Here is a 20736-nt window from a genome sequence, read left to right on the forward strand (position 1 = left end):
TAAGATAAGCTTCGAGCTTACGTCACGTCAAACCGATATGACTAACCATTAACTACGTAGTTCAACCAGATACTAATATGAATAGCAAACTTATCCTAGCGGCCATCGTGGTGGCCCTAATTGGAGCGTTTTTTGCGTTTGACTTAGGCCAGTACTTTTCGCTGGCTAATTTAAAAGAACAACAAGAGGCACTGAATGCTTATTTCCAGCAACATAAGCTGTTAGTGATCGTGGTGTTTTTTATCGGTTATGTCGCTGTTGCCGGTTTGGGATTGCCTGCCGCGGCCATTATGACCCTGGCTGCCGGTGCGATATTTGGTTTTTGGACCGGCCTTATTTTGGTGTCCTTTGCTAGCACCATTGGTGCAACTATCGCATTTTTATTGACTCGGTATTTATTCCACGATGCGGTTGAGGCTAAATTCGGTGATAAGCTAAAGAAGCTCAATCAAGGTATTGAGCGCGAAGGTGCGATGTATATCTTCAGTATTCGACTAGTGCCGTTTATTCCGTTTTTTGTGATCAATTCGGTAATGGGTCTGACTAGTCTAAAGACAGTTACATTCTACTGGGCTAGCCAGTTAGGAATGCTGTTGGGTACCGCTGTGTATGTGAATGCAGGAACCCAATTAGCGACTATTGAAACCATGGGCGATATTGTGGATATTCGCATCGTTCTGTCGTTCTTGTTGTTGGCTGTATTCCCGTTTATTGCTAAAAAATTACTGACCTTAGTTAAAGGTAAAGACGCACTTCCTGGAGAGAATCAATAATATGGCTAAGTATGATGCAAATTTAGTGGTAATCGGTGCTGGTTCCGGTGGCTTAGTCAGCGCTTACATCGCGGCCGCAGTGAAGGCTAAGGTGTTCTTGGTTGAGCGACACAAAATGGGTGGTGATTGTTTAAATACCGGCTGTGTTCCAAGTAAAGCGATACTGCGTTCTGCCAAAGTCGCAAGCATGATGCGACGTGCCGAGGAGTTTGGCTTAGAGTCGGTTGAGGTCAAGCCTATATTTAAGCGCGTAATGCAGCGTGTGCACAATGTAATCGCCGAAATTGAACCGCATGATTCAGTCGAGCGCTACACTGAGTTGGGGGTTGATTGTGTGTCTGGCGAAGCTGAGATTGTGGATCCTCATACGGTTAAAGTCGGGGATCGTACGATCACCACAAAAAGTATTGTGATTGCAGCTGGCGCTAGCCCGTTTGTGCCGCCAATACCGGGGATCGATCAAATAGACTATTTAACGTCCGACAACGTTTGGCAGCTGGAAGACTTACCTAAGCGACTGGTAGTGTTGGGCGGTGGGCCAATTGGCTGTGAGTTAAGTCAGGCTTTCGCTAAGTTAGGGTCAGAAGTCACCATTGTTGAAATGGCCGACCAATTAATGGGGCGTGAAGATCCTGATGTCGTTGAGATCATTGAGAAGAATTTTGGTGCAGACGGCATTCAGGTGCTAACCAAGCACAAGGCGGTTCGTTTTAGTCACGAAGGCGAGAAGGTGTTGCATTGCGAGTCCGATGATGGCCCCGTTGATATACCGTTTGATCAGGTGTTGGTGGCAGTCGGGCGTAAAGCTAATACTGCCGGAATGAATCTCGAGAAGCTTGGTATCAAGCTTAATAAGAACGGCACAATTGAGACGGATGAATACCTGCGAACTGCGGTTCCCAATATTTTTGCGTGCGGAGACATTGCCGGCCCGTATCAATTTACGCATACGGCATCGCACCAGGCTTGGTATGTAGCGGTTAACGCACTTTTTGGTTTTGTTAAAAAGTTCAAGGTAGATTATCGGGTCATTCCTTGGGCGACGTTTACCGCGCCTGAAGTGGCTCGCGTTGGACTGAGTGAAGGCGACGCCAAAAAACAAAATATTGCGTACGAAGTGACTCGCTACGGTATTGATGATCTCGATCGCGCGATCGCTGATGGTGAAGCGCATGGCTTTGTGAAAATAATTACGCCGAAAGGTAAAGATAAAATTCTTGGCGTGACTATTGTTGGACCACATGCCGGCGAGTTAATCGCAGAGTACGTGTTGGCAATGAAGCACAACTTAGGTTTGAATAAAATTCTCGGTACAATTCACTTGTATCCGAGCTTTTCTGAGGCGAATAAATACGTTGCTGGCAACTGGAAGCGTGCCCATCAGCCACACACCCTTTTAAAATGGGTAGAAAAGTTTCATAATTGGCGCAGGCGATAAAAGCAAACGACTGTTGACGGTTTGTCAGACAGCGAAATACGGTCAAGATATTGATTCGTTTGCTAATTAGAATAAGAACCATGCCCAGCTGGTTGTCGGTGCCACAATGGCCCGCGATGACAGCGCTAACGGAGTAAGAGGTATACATCTATGTTTTACCGGGTTGAGACGTCGCGAAGCAAAGGCGCGACCGCAAGAGAACGTCGTACATTGGCTGGCGTGATAGCGATGTTTGCACTGTGTGCAAGCGCAATACTGAATGCCGCGCCAGGTCCCGCAAGTATTAGTATCGAGTTTTGGGATGACTACGAAGAAGAAAGTCTGATGAATATAAACCATCAGCCTTGGCAAGCCATTCTCGATAAATATTTGGATGATGAACATCCGAGTGGGATTAATCGATTTGACTATGCTGGGGTATCCGAAGTTGATTCGCAACGCTTAAGTGACTACCTTGATTATTTACAAAAAATGGAGCCGCGCCAGCTAAGTAAGCCAGAGCAAATGGCTTATTGGATCAACCTATATAATGCCAAGACCGTTGATTTGGTGGTTAAGGCGTATCTCGATGGCGATGATGTTAGTAGCATCCGACAAATACGTTCAGGCGTGTTTACGCCGGGTCCCTGGGAGCGTAAAGGTTTGGAAATTGCGACTCAAGAGTTAAGTTTAGACGATATTGAACACGGAATTTTGCGCCCTCATTGGCGCGATCACCGAATTCATTTTGTGCTTAATTGTGCCAGCTTAGGTTGCCCAAATTTACTTAAAACCGCATTCACAGGGCAGAATAACGAGGCGCTATTGAATGGTGCGGAGCAGGCATTTATGCAGCATCCACGTGCTGCGCGTATTGATGCCGGTGAGCTAGTGTTATCGTCACTGTTTGATTGGTATGGAACCGATTTTGCCTCCTCCGAAGATGAGTTATGGGAGTACCTACGTAAGCATGTTAATCCTCAAGTGAGCTCCGCAATCGGCATGCTTAACGAGCCAGTCTTTGAGTACGATTGGTCATTAAATAAGCCTGAATAGGCGGTGTTTCCATTGTTGGTCTCATCACGTGCTCGATGTAAATGCGACTATGTCCTTGCATAGCACCTCGGTAGCGTGATGTCAGGCTCTACAGAACATGATCCGATTCAACTTGCCGCTGCCATTATGCGTGATGGTGGCGTGGTTGCGTATCCGACTGAATACTGTTTTGGCTTGGGCTGCGACCCGCGTAATCAAGCTGCAGTAATGCGTCTACTGGCAATAAAACATCGACAGCCAGAGCAAGGAGTTATCTTGATTGCGGCGAACACTCAGCAGGTAGAGTGCTATGCTGATTTAGATGCATTAATTAGCAAGCAGCAGATTTTAGACTCTTGGCCAGGCCCGAATACTTGGTTATTGCCAGCTAGGTCAAGCGTGCCGAACTGGGTCAAGGGCCGACACACTTCAATTGCTATGCGTATTCCAGGTCACGATTTAAGTCTAAAACTGTGCCAAGAATTCGGTTTTCCAATTGTTTCGACAAGTGCTAATCGACACGGTTCTCCTGCATTATTAAGCGCAGATGCGGTATTGCACGAATTGGGGGCCGAACTAGACTACATAATTGACGCACCAGTTGGTGGTGCAACGGCTGCATCGACAATTCGGGATGCCATCAGTGGCCAAATCCTGCGATAATCAGGTCTTTCTAACCCCCACTTTACCGAATCGATATTATGCGAGATCAAGTCGCAAACTACCTACGATCATTGCAGGATTCTATTTGTTCTGGATTGAGTCAGCTTGATGGACAAGTATTTGAGGAAGATGCATGGACCCATACCAGCGGTGCTGGTGGTGGTCGCACGCGCGTTTTGTCCAATGGGAATGTGATCGAAAAAGGTGGGGTACTGTTTTCACATGTGCATGGAGACAAATTGCCGGCTAGTGCCACGCAAAAACGTCCGGAGCTGGCTGGTAAGCGCTTTGAGGCGATGGGGGTTTCATTAGTGATTCATCCGCGTAACCCGTTTGCACCAACGTCGCATATGAATGTGCGTTTCTTTATTGCTGGCGCCGATACGGATAATCCGATCTGGTGGTTTGGCGGTGGCTTTGACTTAACGCCCTATTATGGTTTTAGCGAGGACGCCGTGCACTGGCACAAAACGGCTAAGCAAGCCTGTGAAATGCTTAGTGATGAACGCTACGCGGAATATAAAAAGTGGTGCGATGACTATTTTTATCTTCCACACCGGCAGGAACAACGAGGGGTCGGCGGATTGTTCTTTGATGATTTAAATGCGCCCGACTTCGATACCTGTTTTAGCTTCATGCAGAGTGTGGGGGACCATTATTTACCAGCGTATCTGCCGATTCTCGAAAAACGTCATAATACACCGTATGAAGATCGTCATCGCGATTGGCAGTTGCTGCGTCGCGGACGCTATGTTGAATTTAATTTGGTGTACGACCGCGGAACGCTATTTGGCTTGCAGTCTGGCGGACGCACGGAGTCTATCTTAATGTCGATGCCGCCAATGGTGGCTTGGGCTTATCAAGCGCAGCCTCAAGAGGGCAGTGCTGAACACGCGTTATTGCAAGATTTCTTGGTTGCTAAGGATTGGTTGGGATGATTTGGCTGTATCGGCTCGCGTTGAACCTGGCTATTCCGTTTGGATTGATTGGTTTAGCAGTTAGAGGGTTTAAAAATTCGGCATATTGGTCACGCTGGCCTGAGCGATTTGGCTTTGCAAATTCCGAGGTGCTCGATGGCGCACCGTTTGATCTCTGGCTCCATGCGGTCTCGGTCGGCGAAGCGCGGGCCGCGGCGCCGCTAGTTAAGCGTTTGCTACAAGACCAGCCAGATATCAATATTTTGGTGACCACGACTACGCCTACGGGATCTGCAATGGTGCGCATGATGTTGCAAGACAAGGTGTCTCATTGCTACTTTCCATACGATCTAGCTTGGGCGATGCGCCGCTTTGTTAGATTGGTATCAGCTCGCACAGTGCTGATCATGGAGACCGAGATTTGGCCGAATATGATTGGCGCGGTGCGGCGCAGCGGTGCGAAGTTGATTTATACGAACGTGCGATTATCGGAACGTTCTTATCGCGGATATGCTCGATTTTCCAATTGGGTTGCTGCGACGCTGGCTCAGATTGATCATTTTGCTGTTCAAGGCCCGCTTGATAGAAAGCACTTAGAATTGCTTGGCGTGCCAAGTGACAAAATTTCGGAGACTGGCAGTATTAAGTTCGATATTAATGTGCCGCCTAGCTTGTTCGAATCCGCTGAAGTGATGCGGCGCCAACTTGGTCAAGACCGGCTCATCTGGATCGCCGGTAGCACACGCGAAGGCGAAGAAGGTAAAGTGCTTGCGGTGTACAAGCGCTTGAAGCAGTCGTTTCCATCGCTGTTATTGATACTGGTTCCGCGTCATCCGGAGCGATTCGATTATATGGCGCGCAAAGTTCAACGGCGCGGCCTTGTCTGTGTGCGTCGTACGGATGGTCCGGTTGAGTTAACGTCGGACGTTGACGTCTATCTAGGCGATACCATGGGCGAGTTATCGCTGCTGTATGCTAGCTCCGACGTCGCTTTTGTCGGCGGTAGTCTAGAACCACTTGGTGGGCAGAATATATTAGAGCCATGCGCCCTGGGTATCCCGGTGGTGTTTGGACCGCATATGTTTAATTTTCCAGATATTAGTCGTTGGACGATTAAAGAAGGTGCTGGGCGCATGGTGCAAGATGAGCTCGAGTTGGAGGCTGTCGTTGCCGAGTTGTTATCCAATCCAACCATGCGCGATGACATGGGGCGCCGAGGTCGAGCGTTTATTGCGGCGCATCGAGGTGCGCTAGAGAAGAATTACCAGTTGATAAAAAGTCTAACGTAAACAATCGGTTATGGTTTCTGTCGTGTTTCTGTCATAGGTCAATAAAGCGACAGGCGGTATAGTGTCGTCGTCAAGTCTCGCTCGGACTGCTGAAATGGCATCTCCATTAACCAGTCGAGGTAACAACCATGACACATTTAACTTCCGATTCAGCTTTCAACAATGACAATAACGACAACCTGTTCTCTAGCACTATGAAATCAATTGGCGAACTACTTGGCTATGACCTTCATACCTCTCGAGTCGTGTTTGAACACGAAGGTAACGAGGTGGTGCTGGTGCACAATATGCTGTCTGGTATTCGTCGAGTCTATATAAATGGCGACGAGGTGTTTGATCACTTTTCACCAATCTCTACTTTTGCTTCAAATACCGAAATTGTGTGCAATGGCGTGCATTATCGAATTGTCACACGCGTGCTAAATCTGGCGACTATGTCACAAGACGTGACGCTGATTGCTAACGGCGTTGTAGCTGGCCGGACTACCGCCCCAGTCTATGGCGCGCTACGTGGTCGCCATTTTGTTCATGCACTGTTTGGGCTATTGGTAGTTGGGTTTTCGTTCGGTTTTGCCGTGTCGTGGATTCTGTAAGTCGCATCATAAATGTTAGTCGACGCCAAAAAAATGAAGGTGCTGCGCCAGTCTCGTAACTGGACGCAGCAACACCTAGCTGACGTGTGTAGTTTGAGCATGCGAACCATTCAGCGTGTTGAGAAAGATGGTGTCGCGTCCAATGAAACGGTGGCCGCGTATGCTGCGGTTTTCGAGCTCGACAGCGCGGATTTATTAATTACCACTGAGCAGTTCGATCATCATCGTTTTTCGGGTGATTCTAAGAGCATTCAGTCGCCATGGATGGCGCTAATATTTGTTGCCGGTTTCGCCTTAGGCGTGGCATTAACTAACTGGTTTGGCTGAGCATTGGCCGCTTAATTTATGTTGTCACTGCTCTAATCGAAGCAATAATGCCAAAGTCTTGGCATCAACAATTTCCCCAGACAAACACCAGTCTTTAACCGTTTGTATTGGCAGCCAGTGTGCTTCTAGCTGTTCGGCCTCGTCAAGGTTCACTGTGCCTGCAGAGAGTCCTCGCGCTTCATACAAGTACAGGACTTCATTGCTGAAGCCTGGACTGCAATAGATTTGACCGAGGTCTCGCCATTGGCTCGCAAGAACACCGGTTTCTTCTTCGAGTTCTCGTTGTGCGGTGAGTAGAGGTGGTTCGTCGGGTTCTAGGCAGCCGGCCGGAAACTCCCAGATAAATGCGCCCACGGCATGTCGCCACTGCTTCAATAAGCACACTTCATTTTGTTCGTTGATGGCGGCAATTACGGCACCGCCAGGATGTTTAACGATATCAAAATGAGCGTGGCCGCCATTAGGGAAGTCAACGCGTTCTAGGTGTAACTCTATCAAATGGCCAGCATGTATCAATTTGTTAGTCATTGGGCGTGTGACCTCCAGTGCAAGATAGTCGAGCCGTTAAGAAAAACGAAGTAAGCTGGGTTGGTAGTCTTCCGGTGCTTCAAACCCAAGTAAGTTGATGGTAGTTGCCGCAATGTGCGTTAGGCCAGCATCTGTTGGTGGGCTTAGTTGATATTCGCCAGCGTACAGCGGGTCAACTATGGCAAACGGCACGGGGCTCAAGGTGTGACTGGTTTTGGGATGTCTGACGCCGTCTTTTTCGGTGTACATAATATCGGCATTCCCGTGGTCGGCGGTATACAACAGCACACCACCTTGGCGTTCGATTGCGCGGATAATTTTAGCCACGCATTCGTCGACTACTTCCATCGCTTTAATGGCGGCGGCTAAGTCGCCGGTGTGTCCAACCATGTCGCCATTGGCGAGATTCAATCTGCCAAAGCGAAACTTACCGCTTTCAATTAGTTCCACAGTCTTTTCGGTGATTTCGTAAGCTTTCATCGCTGGAGCTTGGTTGAATTCAATGTTATCCGATGGAATTTCGATATATGTTTCGAGTGATTTGTCCAGATATCCCGAGCGATTGCCGTTCCAGAAAAACGTAACATGACCGTATTTTTGCGTTTCGGATATAGCAAATGAGGTTATCTTCTCCGCACATAAAAATTCGCCCATAGTGCGATCAATCTGTGGTGGGTTGACCAGATATTGTTGTGGCACCATTTCGTCGCCGTCATACTGCAACATGCCGGCGTAAAACAGGCTTGGATGCGCGCGGTGTTCGTTACGATCAAATTTCGCGAAGTCATCACGCTCATAGGCGAGCGATATCTCGATGGCGCGATCCCCGCGGAAGTTGAACAGAATGACGGCATCACCATCGTTCATTCGACCGACAGGATCGCCGTTTTTTTCGATGACAAAAGCCGGTAAATATTGGTCACCTTTGCTGCTGGCTTCATACATGGCTTCCACGGCTTGCGCGGCTGATTCAAAGCCAACGCCAACACCATGGGTGTGACAATGGTAGCCACGACGGACCATGTCCCAGTCGGCCTCGTAGCGATCCATGGTGATTTCCATGCGACCGCCACCACTGGCGATGCGAAAGTTAGCCGCGTATTGCGCATTGATTTTAGAAATAAGCGATTCGGTTTGCTCTATATAAGTGAGCGCTGAGCGAGCCGCAACATCTCGACCATCGAGCAAAATATGTATGCAGCACTCGGTTACCCCTTGGTCGGCTGCTTTCTGCATCAGCGCATATAAGTGTTGAGTGTGCGAATGGACATTGCCATCGGAATGCAGGCCGAGTAGATGCAGGGTATTGGCTTTGCCATGTTGAATGGCTTGTTGCCATACCTCGGTGTCATATACCTCACCACTCGCAATCGCTTGGTTTACCAGCTTAGCGCCTTGTGCAAAGATTCGCCCAGCGCCGATTGCATTGTGTCCAACCTCGCTGTTGCCCATATCGTCATCGCTTGGTAGGCCAACCGCTGTGCCATGAGCCGCTAATTCGGTGTATAGCGTTTGCTTGGCTAATTTATCTAAGGTTGGCGTGTTGGCTTCAGTGACCGCATTGCTGGGGCCGGCAGGTGCAACGCCTACGCCGTCTGCGACTAAAATCACGACTGGGCCTGGTCGGCCGGCAAAACTATGGTGTTTTTTTAAGGAGAGGCTCATAAGAATAGAGAATTTTCAGAGGTAAGTGACAATTTGAGTTGAGCCAACGCTTGACCGCGATGGCTGAGTGTTTTCTTCTGATCGGCCGCCAATTGTGCGGCGTGGCAGCCTAATTCGGGAATATAAAATAGAGGGTCGTAGCCGAAACCATGATCGCCGGCGGCGCTGTTGGCGATCTCGCCTTCCCAAGTGCCTTGGCAAATAATTGGCGTTGGGTCTAGTGCATGTTGGAGGTAAACGATGACACACTGAAAGCGCGCTGCGCGGTTTGTGACGCCGGTTAATTCATGCAATAGCTTTGTGTTATTGGCATCACTGCCTTGGCCATCAGCATAGCGAGAGGAGTAGATGCCAGGCGCGCCATTTAATGCATCTACCTCTAACCCAGAATCGTCGGCAATGGCTGGCAGGCCGGTAAGTCGACAGGCATGGCGGGCTTTAATAATGGCATTTTCGATAAAACTTAAGCCGTCTTCGACGGCTTCGGGGATATCAAACTCGCTTTGTGGCAATACGCTAAAACCAAATTCACGCAAGACCTCTTGCATTTCGAGGACTTTACCTTGGTTGCCAGTGGCGAGTACGACTTTGGTCATAGTTGTTCAAGTAAGTTGATCAAGTAAGCTGTTTTAATAAGTTGCTTAGCCTTCCAGTGCCGAGTTTTGGTGATCCATTAGTTCGCGAATACCTTTGCCGGCTAAGGCCAGCATGGACTGCATTTCGTCAGGAGTAAACGGCGCTCCTTCAGCGGTGCCTTGAACCTCTATGTAGTTACCTTGCTCATCCATAATCACATTCATGTCTGTATGCGCATTGCTATCTTCCGGGTAGTCGAGATCCAATACTGCGTTGCCTTCAAATATGCCAACCGATACCGATGCGATTTGCCGAGTAATCGGGGACGTCGTTAGAATCTTTTTATCAATCATGTATTGCACAGCGTCACACAATGCCACGTAGGCGCCAGTGATAGCCGCTGTTCGCGTACCGCCATCGGCTTGAATAACGTCGCAGTCGAGTGTGATAGAATTTTCGCCAAGCTTGTTTAAATCAACGGCAGCGCGTAATGACCGACCTATTAGGCGTTGGATTTCTTGAGTACGCCCAGACTGCTTGCCCCGAGCTGCTTCGCGGTTCATTCTTGACCCTGTTGAGCGCGGCAGCATGCCATATTCGGCGGTAATCCAACCTTGGCCTTTGCCCTTGAGAAAGTGTGGAATGCGAGTTTCAACACTGGCGGTACAGAGCACCTTGGTGTTGCCACAGGAAATCAATACGGAACCTTCCGCGTGCGCGGTGTAATTCCGTTCAATGGTGATCTGGCGAAGCTCGTCAGGCTGGCGACCGCTAGGCCGAGTGATATTTGTCATTGTTTGTGATTTCTATCTGGGCGGGATCTAGCCGCGTGATTTGTGTGTCGAGAAGGATTTTCTCGACACTGGGTTAAAGCTTGTCGTCTAGTTCAGAAATAAAGCTTTCGATCTCAAAAATAGCATTGTCCAGATCCTTCATATCGAACTTTTCTTTCGGTGCAGCGTCTTTTTCTTCAGATGCTTTACTTTGAACACGTGATGCGGTGATTGAGTCATCTAATAATTGAATTGTATCGGGCTCGTGAAATTCATCATAGTTTGGTGATTCCATTTGCTTAATACCCCAAAACATCACTACCACGGACAAATTGTCGCTCGGTGCTTTATTTCGGTTCTCGAGCTTTTGCAGCAGACTATCTAATCCAAGGCTCGGGTGTTCAGGGTCAACATAATCGGTCAAATCTTGTGGCTTAAATGCGGCCCAGGCGCCATCGGAAGCCAAAAAGAAAATATCGCCATCGCGCATTTCGTGAGGCTCGCTGATTTCCGGTTTTGGTCCTTCTAAGCCTCCAACGCAGCGGTTGATTGGGCTGTTATGTTCACGGCCTTCTTTTTTAGATACGTGGTCCGTGGTTACGAATTTTACTGATCGCTTGCGAATTAAGTAGAGTCGACTGTCACCTGAATGCGCCCAGCGGGCAACGCCTTTGTAGATCAGGCAGACCACGCAGGTGGTTTTGGGAGATTCGACGTTAAAGCCTTGGCTCACCGCACGTCGGTGAATGGTGTGGTGTGCGTAGTTTATCGACAACGTCAAAAAGCTCTCGGCTTTTTCCAACTGTTGAGGCGTCGCTTTGCGAAAGGAATCGCCCATCGCGTCGACAAAGGCTTGCGACGCGACGTCACCGCCAGCGTGCCCACCTAGGCCGTCGGCAACCACCAACAAGACGCAATCGTCGCGCTCGTAAATAGCTGTGCGGTCTTCGTTGTAATCGCGTCCGCCTTGATGGCTTTGTTGTGCAAGAGAGTAATCCATAACTAATAATCGACTCGCGTGTTAGCGCGTGGTCATGATCTCCACGAATTCATCAACCGATTGTGGTCGCAAGCTAGGCTCAAGCTGACTGGCTTTATCGATCGCTAAGATAAGATTCTTGCGATAGTGTTTGCCGTGCGTTTCTCGTAGCGGTCTCAATGTGTCTTTTTTCAAGCGCTTTACCGCTGACGGTGGAGATTTGTGCGTGATGCAGGCACGCATCGTCATGGCGATTGCGTACAGATCTGAGCATAAATCTAGATTTTGTTTCTCATGCTGTTCCGGAGCCGAATAACCGTGCGTTAAGGTATGCACCTTGTGACGCTCTTTTTGCGGAAACTTATAGGCGGCACCTAAGTCAAGGATCAGTGGAACACCACTGGCACGTAATAATATGTTGCTGGGCTTGATATCCAAATGCAAAAAGTGGTTCTTGTGCACTTCTTTTAAACCCGCTAGCACCATACTAAATACGCTCAGTATGAATTCTTCGTCAGGCACGTATTCGGTGTTTTTAATAAACCACCGCAAGTCTTTACCGTGCTCAAAGCGCATCACCAAATACGCGGTATTATTGCAGCGGAAAAAATTTGATACGTTGACGATATTGGGATGATCGATTTGCGATAGGGTTAAGCCTTCGTCAAAGAATCGTTTTAAACCAATATGGTACTTATGTTCCTGATCTTTCGGGAACACGTGTAGCGATGCATCACGCGCGCGGCGCATGCAGTTGGTAGCATAAAATTCTTTGATAGCCACCACAGTGTTGGTTTTTGTGTCGAGTGCGCTATACACCACGCTAAAGCCACCGACGCCGATCACTTTACCAATTTTATAGTGCTCGACCATTGTGTCGGGCCGTAGCGGCATCGCCGGGATGTTTTGCGGTTTAGGTTTCAGGATGCTCATTCAGGTATTATAGTCGCTCGCTGGGAAAATCATCAATTTTTGTTTACTCCGACCTTCTTTATATACAAAAGGTCGATAATTTGCGCGTAAAACCGACCTAAAAGGAGACTTTATGACACACAGTATGACCGCCTATGCTCAAGCCGTCGTTGATACCGACCTAGGAGAATTAAGTTGCGAACTTCGTAGTGTTAATCACCGTTATCTCGAGGTCGCGCCGCGTATGCCAGAAGAGCTGCGGGTTTATGAAGGAGATTTGCGTGAGGCGATATCAGCCAAATTGTCGCGCGGTCGCGTTGATTGCTTTATTCGATTAAAAGAAAGTCAGTCGGCCAGCTTGGAACCCAACCCTGAAGCGGCGGCGAATCTACAAGCGTTATTGGATGCGGTGCGCGTAGACGTGCCGAGCATGCAAGCGATTCAAGCGATTGATGTATTGCGCTGGCCGGGTATTCTACAAGCCAAGAAAATTGATCCGGCGCTGATGAAGCAACATTTGATGTCCGTGGTCAATCAGGCCGTCGAAGGCTTGTTAGAGTCACGCGCGACAGAAGGCGGCAAAATGGCCGAGTTGATTCAGCAACGACTTGACGGTATTCGACAAGTAGTGACAGACGTAGCCGCCTTTGTGCCAGAGATCGCAGTCAATTATCGAGCCCGTTTAGACGAAAAAATGGCCGACATCCGAGACCAGCTTGACCCGTCCCGATTAGAGCAAGAAATGGTGATGTTTCTACAAAAAACCGATGTCGCTGAAGAATTGGACCGTTTGGTCGTGCACATTGATGAAGTGTCCGCGGTTCTCAATAAGCCCGAACCGGCTGGGCGTCGTTTAGATTTTTTGATGCAAGAACTCAACCGAGAAGCAAATACGTTGGGCTCTAAATCACAAGACCCAAGGCTCACCAAGGCATCAGTGGATCTCAAGGTGTTCATTGAGCAAATGCGTGAGCAGGTTCAGAATATTGAGTAGCATGTTTATATGCTCGTTTTGGCCTACAGCGAAGGATATTGTTTGCTGGAGCAATTGAGATGTGGGTGAGCTTGCTACTCCAAGCTTCAGGTCTTACAAAAAGGTTATTTCGAGTCTGATCAGGTGCGCCGAGACTAACGCACCTGAATCATTTGAGGTGTCTATTTTCACGTCATGTGAAAATTTGAATCGAGCAGAACGGCTCTCTCGTTGTTAAGTTCACATAATGATGAGTTCAAAACATGTACTTGATCGTCACCGAGTAGTTTCGTCCGGGTTCACTAAGTCTATCGAAGTTGGTGCTTAATGGGTGTTGTACAAACTCTTCACTCCATCGATAGTTTTGTTTGTCAGTTACGTTAAATACTCCCCAGTTGATTCGAGCTTGATCATTTAGCTGATAATGGCCGATTAAGTCTAAGGTCGTAAAACCTGGCGTTTCAAACGGTGTGATAGCGGGTTCCCCAGCTGCTTGTAATGAGCTGGCGTCGATATTCGAAGCGTCTTTGCGGTCGGTTGCTGTTATTACGGTTTCGATGCTCCATTTCTCGTTACTAGGCGTAAAGCTGAGCCCGAGTACTAATTGTTGTGGGTCGATCGAGTTTAATGGCAGATCATTTTCCTTATTGTTACCGTCGGTATAAGCATAAGCAGCGCGAACTTGAACGCCTTTGAGTGCGTCGGAAAGCGCGATGAGCTGGTATTGGGCTTTGAGTTCGAAGCCAATGATTTCGGCTTCATCTACGTTGCGCGCTTGGAATTCAAGTAAACGAGTTTGTGGGTTGAACCCCTTTACGGCTAAGCTCTCAATAAAGTCTTCGTATGTATTTTTATATGCCGCCACTTCAATATTACCGTAGTTGCTGACACGGCGAAGTCCGAACTCAACACTTTCTCCACGCTCGGGCCGTAGATTTGGGTTTGGTAGGGCTGTATATCCGCCGGCAAAGTTGGTAAATCCTGTATTGACGGCGTCGGTAGGCGGCGCACGAAACCCCTCGGCATATTGACCAAACAATGACCATTGGTCATTTAAGTTGTAGATCATGCCGAATTTTGCTGACACCTGTGACTCGTCGTAGCCTTCGGGGGTTGGTGATCCAGTATTGCCTGATAGGTAGATGGGGTCGGCTGTGGGAGTGAGCTTAAAGCTGTCGTAACGGAGTGCTGGAATGAGTCTAATTCGACCCGCAAGTAGTTCGATCTCGTCCTGTAAAAATATACCAAGACTGGTGGATTCTGAGTTAGGGAAGTCGCGTGTCGGGAAGTTGCTCGTTTCAGCAATTAAAGACCCGTCGGCACGATTGATAGTTTGGCCTGAGCGTATAGTGCTTGTGTCACTTTGATCGTAGTCGATGCCATACGCAAGGGTATGCGACGCCGCCAACGTGTCAAATGTTTTGCTTAGTTGGGCACGCAAACCAATATTGTCTTGTGCATAGTTAGACGATCGAATGCGATCTTCGATGGTCTCTAGTGAGAGACGCTCAGTGAGTGTGTTTTGTGTGGCTTTGCTATTTTGTGCGTATACCAATACAGCTAGCGAATCAGTTAGTGTGCTGTCTATAGTTAGGTCATAATCAATGCTGAAGCGCTCGCGCGCCCGCTCGTCGACCCCTTTTTGCGCGGTGGTTAGCACTCCGCGTGACACCGTCCCTACATCTGATAATACGTCGGTGATGGACTCGGCCTCGTAACGTTCAGCGGTAAACGAGAGAGAGTGATCATCATTAGGTGCATAAACAACCTTGGCATAAATATTTTTGTTTTCGTTATCCTGTGGGTTTTCTGAACGGCGTTGTTCGCCCGTAGTATTGCCACTAAAAAATGTGCTCGTTTCGGCGCTATCTCGTAGAGTGGCTATAATCATGCCTGAGAGTGCCTCATTGCCGAATGCCGCGAGTGCTGTGGCGGTGGTGCTCGAGTCAACCGAACTGGTGCCTAGCTTTACTGAGCCAGCAAATGACTGATCATCGAGGTAGTCGAATGGATCTTTGGTGATAAAGTTCACAACGCCACCTATCGCATTGCTACCATAAACACTAGAGCCGGGGCCACGGACAATTTCAACAGACTTAAGTGCATCGAGATCAACAAAATCTCGACGTGAAGATAAGAAAGGACCAAATGAAAACTCATCTGCCGTGGGGGTGTGGTCAACTAAGGTGAGAACTCGGTCACCTCCTATGCCGCGGATAGAGAAGCTATTTAAGCCGAAACGCCCGCTGCCAGAGACTGATACGCCGGGCTCGTAACGAACTAAATCATCAATACCATTTGCGATCTCTCGTTGAATTTGTTCCGCATCAATAACACTTACCGTGTTAGCAACCTCTGAGAGGGGTCTCTCGGTACGAGTTGCCGTTACGGTAATGATCTCTTGCGACTGACTTTCTGCCCAGGCATTAGCTTGATTCACTACAAGTGACGCGCAAAGTATTCCTTGGATAGTGAATTTCCGTAATTGGATGCTGTTGGGTAAATGAACATTACTGGATGTGGTCGCGATCAGTTTACGCATGTCAAACCTGCCTTTCTAAATTGGGTGATTGTTGAAGATGATTAGCGGACGCTGTTTGACATCTGTCTGAACAACGAGTGGGCAGAAATATATCATTTCTATTTGCAAATGCAAATGATTCGCATTAACATTCGCAAATAGAGTTTCTAATCAAATCATAAATCGTTATGAAAAATCGAGTAATGAATGTCGCGTTGCTGATCCTTGCGCTTGCTCTTAGTGTCAGCATTGAGAGTTATGCCGGTGAGAGGTCTTCAGATCGAATCGTAAGTGCTGGCGGTAGTATTACCGAGATAATGTATGAGCTGGGTCTGGGTGAGAATATTATTGCTGTCGATACATCAAGCTCATTTCCACCGCAGGTAACAGCTCTCCCTGATGTTGGTTATTTCCGTAGTTTGGCGGCAGAAGGCTTAATGTCGTTGAATCCTCAAATGTTGGTCGCTGCTCGAGGAGCTGGTCCAGCAGTTGTTTTAGATCAAATTAGAGCGCTTGGAGTCGATGTTAGGCTTTATGATCAATCGGTCTATACGTTGGCAGGTTGGAAGGAGCTCATCAGTGACGTTGGCAAAGATTTCGATAAAGAGCATGCGGCACAAGAGCTAGTAGAGCGAGTAGCTAGCAATATTTCGAGATCGCAAGAAACTCGGGCTTACCGGCGGGCAGAAATCAACGCGATTACAGTGCTGAGTATCGGCCAGCGTGGGCCAGTCGCTGCTGGAAGAAATACGGTGCCTGATCTACTTATGACCTTGGCGGGGATCAATAACGTTGCGGGAAACTTAGACGGTTACAAACCGTTTAGCAGTGAACTATTTGCGCAAGAGAGGATTGATATTTTATTGGTTCCTTCACACGTAGTTGATGGTTTGGGTGGCGAAGCAGCTATTTGTGAAAACCAGATAGTTAAAATGGCGACATCGAATGATTGCAACCTTGTAGTCATGGATGGCCTGCTACTTATGGGGCTCGGTACGCGTTTAGATCAAGCGGTTAGCGACATAATTGACGCCGCTAACGGAGTGTAAGGTTATATCATGCGAGCTTCAGCGTCTGGGTTGGTAGTTGCGTCGTCTGTGAGTGATCTAGCAGCCGAAAAATACGGCCGAATAGTGAGAAACCGAAGGCGTTTAATTGAGTTTATTGTTCTAGCTTCTGGCGTGCTAGTGGTGGCTTGGCTAGGCGTGGCAATAGGGGCATCTAAAGTTGACGTAATGTTACCTATTCATGCTTTTCGCGACTTTTTTCTCGGAAATTTGGAAGCTAGTGTTACCCATAATATCGTTGCGAATATACGAGCTCCGCGCGTGATTATGGCTTTGCTGGTCGGGGCGTCTTTAGCGATCAGCGGCGCAAGCTTGCAGGGAGTGTGCCGTAACCCCTTAGCAGACCCTGGCTTATTGGGTATTTCATCGGGCGCAGCTGTTGGTGCGGTGGCGATGATTTTATTTGCCAAGCATCTTCGGTTTGAAGAGTTTTTGCCGCTTTTTAGCTTTGCGGGTCCTTACTTAGTCTCCCTGTCAGCCTTTGCTGGCGCCGCGATTGCTACATTTTCGGTTTACCGTTTGGCGCAAGTGAATGGTGATATTCAAATATCAACATTCTTGCTTGCGGGCGTTGCGATCAATGCATTATCAGGTGCAATTATCGGTGGTTTGAGTTTTGTTGCTGATGATCAAGCGTTGCGTTTAATCACGTTTTGGATGATGGGCAGTTTGGCTAGTGCCACGTGGTTAACTGTTGCGATTAGCATGCCTGTGCTTATGTTTGTGTTGTGGGCGATATACAACAAACGGCATGCTTTAAACTTGATTCTTTTGGGTGAGGCGAATGCACGGTTCAGCGGTGTCGATGTTGACAAAGTTAAAAGCCAAATACTCTGGTTGACCGCATTAGCCGTTGGCGTGTCTGTAGCATTTAGTGGAATAATCGGTTTCATAGGATTGGTTGTTCCTCATATTTTACGCGCCGCGTCAGACACCAATTATCGTTATTTAGTGATAAATAGCGCGTTGCTGGGAGGTGGGCTGTTGGCATTGGCAGATATCGCATCGCGAATGCTTATTGCTCCCACCGAACTACCTATCGGAATCCTCACGTCACTAATTGGAGCGCCGTTTTTTATCGGGCTGCTTATACAACAAAAGCGCCGACTAGGATTTAGCTTATGAGTATTCGTGTTGAGAATTTGCTGGTGCGCCTGCGAAATAAGGTGGTCTTAGATACGCTAAATTTTAGTTGCCAGCCAGGCGAGATCAACGCAATTGTGGGAGAAAACGGCGCCGGTAAGTCCACATTGATGAATTGCTTGTCAGGAAGCCTGAAGTACAGCGGTAATGTTTACATTAATGCTCATTCATTGCGTGATATGAGTGTTAAACAGCAAGCTAAGTGTCGCGCTGTCTTGCCGCAGAATTCAACGTTAAATTTTCCTTTGGACGTGCGAGAGATTGTGAGATTGGCTTTGTCTTTGACCTCAATCAGTGATGATGATCAGGAGCGCATTATTCGTGAATGCTTAGATTTAGTTGACGCGCTACCTTTTATCGATCGAGACTATTTGAGTTTATCTGGCGGCGAGAAGCAGCGAGTGCAAATCGCTCGAGTTATCTGCCAGCTAAGTGCTTACTCAACTCAGGGAAGCCGATTTTTACTGCTCGATGAACCAACCTCGGCGCTGGATTTAAAGCATCAATACTCGACACTTAAGATGTTACGTAAGCTTTGCGGTATTGGGCTTGGACGTAATATTGGTGTGTTAGTAATACTCCATGACCTCAATTTAGCTTCGCTCTACTGTGACAAGGTTTTGCTCCTTAAAGCTGGGAAGCTCATAAAGCATGACGTGCCAAATGCTGTATTTGAAGAGCGGCGTATCGCCCGAACCTTTGGTGTAGAGGTATCTATTGGGGCTCATCCTGATACGCAGCAGCCGTTTATGGTGCCAAGGTTATAGGCTTTCCTCATCTGTTTAAAATTCACTTGCCCTTATTCACTAAAAAATTATGAAAAAAGAACAATCTATTGCTAACGCGCGCCGTTTGTTGAGAGAGAGCGAACTCGGTGTTTTGTCCACGCACTCCAAAGCCAATGAAGGTTACCCATTCGGCTCAGTGTCAACCTATCTAAGCACTGTGAATGGCGATGTCGTTTTTTATATCAGTGATTTAGCTCAGCACACCAAGAATATAAATCATAATGATAAAATGTGTTTTACGGTGTTTGCTAACTCGGAATCGACGAGCGTAGATGGTGGGGGAGACCCGAATGCTGGTGCAAGACTTAGTATTCTCGGTAGTGCAGAAGTGTTGACTGGTGATGATGTCTGCGCAGTAAAGGACAGATTTTTTACACTCTATCCAGACTCTCGAAAGTATCAAGGTATGCACGACTTTAAGTTTTATAGACTGCGGTGCGAGCGGGTTCGTTTTATCGGTGGATTCGGCGATATTCACTGGATCAGTCAGAGCGATTGGTGCTTAGCGACGCCTGAATGGCTTGAATCGGAGGCCAATATGATAACGCACATGAATGACGATCATGCCGATGCGATGCAGCTGATGTGTCGCCACCGTTTTGGCTTAGAAGCCGAGAAAGTGAGAATGTTGTTGGTCAATCCAGATGGCTGTTTTGTTACAGCTGACAATAGTAAACCGCTGTATCTTGCTTTCAATAAGCTAGCACACACTGGTCAGGAGGTTCGGCAAGAGTTGGTTGCGTTGACTCATGCCGCGCGCTCGGCGTTGAAGCTAGCTAATGCAGAGCAAGACGCTGGAGCGGCCACGCAAACCGTAAGGCACTAGTTCAGGCCGACATGATCGCCAACTCTAGCTAACTTCATGATACATCTTGGGTTCTATCACTTGTTTGGTCAGTCCAGCGCTAAAATGACGCGCTGGCTGCTCTTTTGATCACGCTCGCTTCAAACCATACCCTCGCCGCTATTTAAGGCGGTGGCGGCGAATCACTCTCGAGTTAAAAAGGCGGTGTTGGTATGGATAGAAAAAAGGCGAATAGTTAATGTAGCCAAAGCGACTGTAGTAGTCGTAGCCGATGTATCCATGATGTAATCGTAGCCCAAACCCCAGTCCGTTATAGGGTAGGCGATAACGTTCGCGGGCATACCGCTGATCGTTTGCGGACCACTCTTTTATGGCAAGCGCGGTTACGACTGGAATTGTTTTTGTTAATTTGCCGTTGGTTAAGACCTCTGCATCGGAGATAGGCCCATATACGGTTAAAAAGCGGCGTTTCTTTTGTGCGTTGAATGAGTTGGTTTCAACAATAAATCGACCACCGACAAAGCCTTTTACTTGGTCTAGTTCTGGCTGGCCTTTGCGATTTAGCGGATAAGCTAATACGGTTAAGCGGGTTGTTTCTTCGGCATCCTCGACCGCAATGATCTGGCCGCCCCAACGGACGTTGACTCCGACGTGATCTGTAACATTTTCAATTACGTCGCTGTATGGCACGTCGATCGCTGGGGGAATACTAATTTGCGTCGGCGTTTTGCTCTGGAGACTGCTTGATGCGCATCCCGAAAGTACCAAAGCTAGGGACGTAAGTAGGAGTGCTCTAATAGAATTTGTCATTAATTAATACCTCGTGGTCATGTGTCGTGGCTCGAGTAAGGTTTGCCAAACGCAAGGCGTGGCACGAACACATGATTTGCTTGTAATTTAGATTACGCTATTAATAAGACGTTGTGAGCCACGTGATCCTGCGCATTATGTCAAAAAGTTAATTTGCAGAATGCGGTTGCGGTACCGGTCTG

19 protein-coding genes and 1 pseudogene are annotated in these 20736 nt (G+C 48.0%); 12 read left to right on the forward strand and 8 right to left on the reverse strand.

What is annotated here, in order from left to right:
• The first annotated feature begins 77 nt into the window (after nucleotides 1-77).
• The 7 genes and pseudogenes from lpdA to DFR28_RS16545 all read left to right on the forward strand — a co-directional run bounded on the left by lpdA (nucleotide 78) and on the right by DFR28_RS16545 (nucleotide 7014).
• Nucleotides 78-2211, forward strand: a pseudogene (gene lpdA, locus DFR28_RS16515) (dihydrolipoyl dehydrogenase).
• A 150-nt stretch (nucleotides 2212-2361) separates the two neighbouring features.
• Nucleotides 2362-3246, forward strand: a complete 885-nt coding sequence (locus DFR28_RS16520) for a DUF547 domain-containing protein (protein ID WP_113955490.1) — start codon at nucleotides 2362-2364, stop codon at nucleotides 3244-3246.
• A 78-nt stretch (nucleotides 3247-3324) separates the two neighbouring features.
• Nucleotides 3325-3888: an L-threonylcarbamoyladenylate synthase type 1 TsaC gene (tsaC, locus tag DFR28_RS16525; protein WP_113955491.1), complete on the forward strand. Its 564-nt coding sequence runs from the start codon at nucleotides 3325-3327 to the stop codon at nucleotides 3886-3888.
• 38 nt (nucleotides 3889-3926) lie between these two features.
• Nucleotides 3927-4826 carry an oxygen-dependent coproporphyrinogen oxidase gene (gene hemF / locus DFR28_RS16530; protein ID WP_113955492.1) on the forward strand — a complete coding sequence of 300 codons (900 nt, stop codon included), beginning with the start codon at nucleotides 3927-3929 and terminating at the stop codon, nucleotides 4824-4826.
• A complete protein-coding gene (gene waaA / locus DFR28_RS16535; protein WP_113955493.1) occupies nucleotides 4823-6094 on the forward strand; it encodes a lipid IV(A) 3-deoxy-D-manno-octulosonic acid transferase in 1272 nt (423 codons plus the stop codon). The genes hemF and waaA overlap by 4 nt, the downstream gene beginning before the upstream one ends.
• A 128-nt stretch (nucleotides 6095-6222) precedes the next feature.
• On the forward strand, nucleotides 6223-6687 hold the full coding sequence (locus DFR28_RS16540) for a hypothetical protein (protein ID WP_113955494.1): 465 nt from the start codon (nucleotides 6223-6225) through the stop codon (nucleotides 6685-6687).
• Nucleotides 6688-6699: 12 nt separating this feature from the next.
• The gene (locus tag DFR28_RS16545; RefSeq protein WP_113955495.1) at nucleotides 6700-7014 is read left to right on the forward strand and encodes a helix-turn-helix domain-containing protein; all 315 of its coding nucleotides are present in this window, start codon (nucleotides 6700-6702) and stop codon (nucleotides 7012-7014) included.
• A 24-nt stretch (nucleotides 7015-7038) separates the two neighbouring features.
• Here the strand turns inward: DFR28_RS16545 and DFR28_RS16550 are convergent, their stop codons facing one another.
• From DFR28_RS16550 to DFR28_RS16575, 6 genes are all read right to left on the reverse strand, one after another.
• On the reverse strand, nucleotides 7039-7542 hold the full coding sequence (locus DFR28_RS16550) for an NUDIX hydrolase (RefSeq protein WP_113955496.1): 504 nt from the start codon (nucleotides 7540-7542) through the stop codon (nucleotides 7039-7041).
• Nucleotides 7543-7578: 36 nt separating this feature from the next.
• The gene (gpmI, locus tag DFR28_RS16555) at nucleotides 7579-9207 is read right to left on the reverse strand and encodes a 2,3-bisphosphoglycerate-independent phosphoglycerate mutase (protein WP_113955497.1); all 1629 of its coding nucleotides are present in this window, start codon (nucleotides 9205-9207) and stop codon (nucleotides 7579-7581) included.
• Complete coding sequence (gene rdgB, locus DFR28_RS16560) at nucleotides 9204-9803, reverse strand: RdgB/HAM1 family non-canonical purine NTP pyrophosphatase (protein WP_113955498.1); 600 nt, start codon at nucleotides 9801-9803, stop codon at nucleotides 9204-9206. The genes gpmI and rdgB overlap by 4 nt, the downstream gene beginning before the upstream one ends.
• Nucleotides 9804-9848: 45 nt before the next feature.
• The gene (gene rph / locus DFR28_RS16565) at nucleotides 9849-10577 is read right to left on the reverse strand and encodes a ribonuclease PH (protein ID WP_113955499.1); all 729 of its coding nucleotides are present in this window, start codon (nucleotides 10575-10577) and stop codon (nucleotides 9849-9851) included.
• Between the two features lie 73 nt (nucleotides 10578-10650).
• A complete protein-coding gene (locus DFR28_RS16570) occupies nucleotides 10651-11556 on the reverse strand; it encodes a PP2C family protein-serine/threonine phosphatase (RefSeq protein ID WP_113955500.1) in 906 nt (301 codons plus the stop codon).
• Nucleotides 11557-11577: 21 nt separating this feature from the next.
• Nucleotides 11578-12468: a serine/threonine protein kinase gene (locus DFR28_RS16575; RefSeq protein WP_113955501.1), complete on the reverse strand. Its 891-nt coding sequence runs from the start codon at nucleotides 12466-12468 to the stop codon at nucleotides 11578-11580.
• Between the two features lie 112 nt (nucleotides 12469-12580).
• Here DFR28_RS16575 and DFR28_RS16580 point away from each other — a divergent pair, with 112 nt between their 5' ends.
• Nucleotides 12581-13441 (forward strand): YicC/YloC family endoribonuclease, encoded by an 861-nt coding sequence (locus tag DFR28_RS16580; RefSeq protein WP_113955502.1) that lies wholly within the window; start codon nucleotides 12581-12583, stop codon nucleotides 13439-13441.
• Between the two features lie 235 nt (nucleotides 13442-13676).
• On the opposite strand, the gene DFR28_RS16585 is transcribed toward DFR28_RS16580, so the two are convergent.
• Nucleotides 13677-15962, reverse strand: coding sequence for a TonB-dependent hemoglobin/transferrin/lactoferrin family receptor (locus DFR28_RS16585; RefSeq protein WP_113955503.1), 2286 nt, complete (start codon nucleotides 15960-15962; stop codon nucleotides 13677-13679).
• A 167-nt stretch (nucleotides 15963-16129) separates the two neighbouring features.
• Between DFR28_RS16585 and DFR28_RS16590 the strand changes: the two genes are divergently transcribed.
• Genes DFR28_RS16590 through DFR28_RS16605 form a run of 4 tightly spaced genes read left to right on the forward strand, consistent with a single transcriptional unit; the run spans nucleotide 16130 to nucleotide 19765 of the window.
• Nucleotides 16130-16990: a heme/hemin ABC transporter substrate-binding protein gene (locus DFR28_RS16590; RefSeq protein ID WP_113955504.1), complete on the forward strand. Its 861-nt coding sequence runs from the start codon at nucleotides 16130-16132 to the stop codon at nucleotides 16988-16990.
• A 9-nt stretch (nucleotides 16991-16999) separates the two neighbouring features.
• Nucleotides 17000-18133: a FecCD family ABC transporter permease gene (locus tag DFR28_RS16595; protein ID WP_113955505.1), complete on the forward strand. Its 1134-nt coding sequence runs from the start codon at nucleotides 17000-17002 to the stop codon at nucleotides 18131-18133.
• On the forward strand, nucleotides 18130-18918 hold the full coding sequence (locus tag DFR28_RS16600) for a heme ABC transporter ATP-binding protein (RefSeq protein ID WP_113955506.1): 789 nt from the start codon (nucleotides 18130-18132) through the stop codon (nucleotides 18916-18918). The genes DFR28_RS16595 and DFR28_RS16600 overlap by 4 nt, the downstream gene beginning before the upstream one ends.
• A gap of 49 nt (nucleotides 18919-18967) precedes the next feature.
• Nucleotides 18968-19765 carry a HugZ family pyridoxamine 5'-phosphate oxidase gene (locus DFR28_RS16605; RefSeq protein WP_113955507.1) on the forward strand — a complete coding sequence of 266 codons (798 nt, stop codon included), beginning with the start codon at nucleotides 18968-18970 and terminating at the stop codon, nucleotides 19763-19765.
• A gap of 138 nt (nucleotides 19766-19903) precedes the next feature.
• Here DFR28_RS16605 and DFR28_RS16610 read toward each other — a convergent pair whose 3' ends face one another.
• Nucleotides 19904-20554, reverse strand: coding sequence for a Slp family lipoprotein (locus tag DFR28_RS16610; RefSeq protein ID WP_113955508.1), 651 nt, complete (start codon nucleotides 20552-20554; stop codon nucleotides 19904-19906).
• Nucleotides 20555-20736 lie beyond the last annotated feature (182 nt).

Origin of the sequence: Arenicella xantha (assembly GCF_003315245.1) — a bacterium.
Classification (GTDB): domain Bacteria; phylum Pseudomonadota; class Gammaproteobacteria; order Arenicellales; family Arenicellaceae; genus Arenicella; species Arenicella xantha.

Excerpts from the sequence above, each read along its gene's own strand:
- DFR28_RS16550 (WP_113955496.1), bottom strand. The coding sequence starts at position 7,542 with ATGACTAACAAATTGATACATGCTGGCCATTTGATAGAGTTACACCTA.
- hemF (WP_113955492.1), top strand. The coding sequence starts at position 3,927 with ATGCGAGATCAAGTCGCAAACTACCTACGATCATTGCAGGATTCTATT.
- gpmI (WP_113955497.1), bottom strand. The coding sequence starts at position 9,207 with ATGAGCCTCTCCTTAAAAAAACACCATAGTTTTGCCGGCCGACCAGGC.
- DFR28_RS16600 (WP_113955506.1), top strand. The coding sequence starts at position 18,130 with ATGAGTATTCGTGTTGAGAATTTGCTGGTGCGCCTGCGAAATAAGGTG.
- DFR28_RS16540 (WP_113955494.1), top strand. The coding sequence starts at position 6,223 with ATGACACATTTAACTTCCGATTCAGCTTTCAACAATGACAATAACGAC.
- DFR28_RS16610 (WP_113955508.1), bottom strand. The coding sequence starts at position 20,554 with ATGACAAATTCTATTAGAGCACTCCTACTTACGTCCCTAGCTTTGGTA.
- DFR28_RS16595 (WP_113955505.1), top strand. The coding sequence starts at position 17,000 with ATGCGAGCTTCAGCGTCTGGGTTGGTAGTTGCGTCGTCTGTGAGTGAT.
- DFR28_RS16580 (WP_113955502.1), top strand. The coding sequence starts at position 12,581 with ATGACACACAGTATGACCGCCTATGCTCAAGCCGTCGTTGATACCGAC.
- waaA (WP_113955493.1), top strand. The coding sequence starts at position 4,823 with ATGATTTGGCTGTATCGGCTCGCGTTGAACCTGGCTATTCCGTTTGGA.
- DFR28_RS16585 (WP_113955503.1), bottom strand. The coding sequence starts at position 15,962 with ATGCGTAAACTGATCGCGACCACATCCAGTAATGTTCATTTACCCAAC.
- rdgB (WP_113955498.1), bottom strand. The coding sequence starts at position 9,803 with ATGACCAAAGTCGTACTCGCCACTGGCAACCAAGGTAAAGTCCTCGAA.
- DFR28_RS16575 (WP_113955501.1), bottom strand. The coding sequence starts at position 12,468 with ATGAGCATCCTGAAACCTAAACCGCAAAACATCCCGGCGATGCCGCTA.
- tsaC (WP_113955491.1), top strand. The coding sequence starts at position 3,325 with ATGTCAGGCTCTACAGAACATGATCCGATTCAACTTGCCGCTGCCATT.
- DFR28_RS16545 (WP_113955495.1), top strand. The coding sequence starts at position 6,700 with ATGTTAGTCGACGCCAAAAAAATGAAGGTGCTGCGCCAGTCTCGTAAC.
- rph (WP_113955499.1), bottom strand. The coding sequence starts at position 10,577 with ATGACAAATATCACTCGGCCTAGCGGTCGCCAGCCTGACGAGCTTCGC.
- DFR28_RS16590 (WP_113955504.1), top strand. The coding sequence starts at position 16,130 with ATGAAAAATCGAGTAATGAATGTCGCGTTGCTGATCCTTGCGCTTGCT.
- DFR28_RS16605 (WP_113955507.1), top strand. The coding sequence starts at position 18,968 with ATGAAAAAAGAACAATCTATTGCTAACGCGCGCCGTTTGTTGAGAGAG.
- DFR28_RS16570 (WP_113955500.1), bottom strand. The coding sequence starts at position 11,556 with ATGGATTACTCTCTTGCACAACAAAGCCATCAAGGCGGACGCGATTAC.
- DFR28_RS16520 (WP_113955490.1), top strand. The coding sequence starts at position 2,362 with ATGTTTTACCGGGTTGAGACGTCGCGAAGCAAAGGCGCGACCGCAAGA.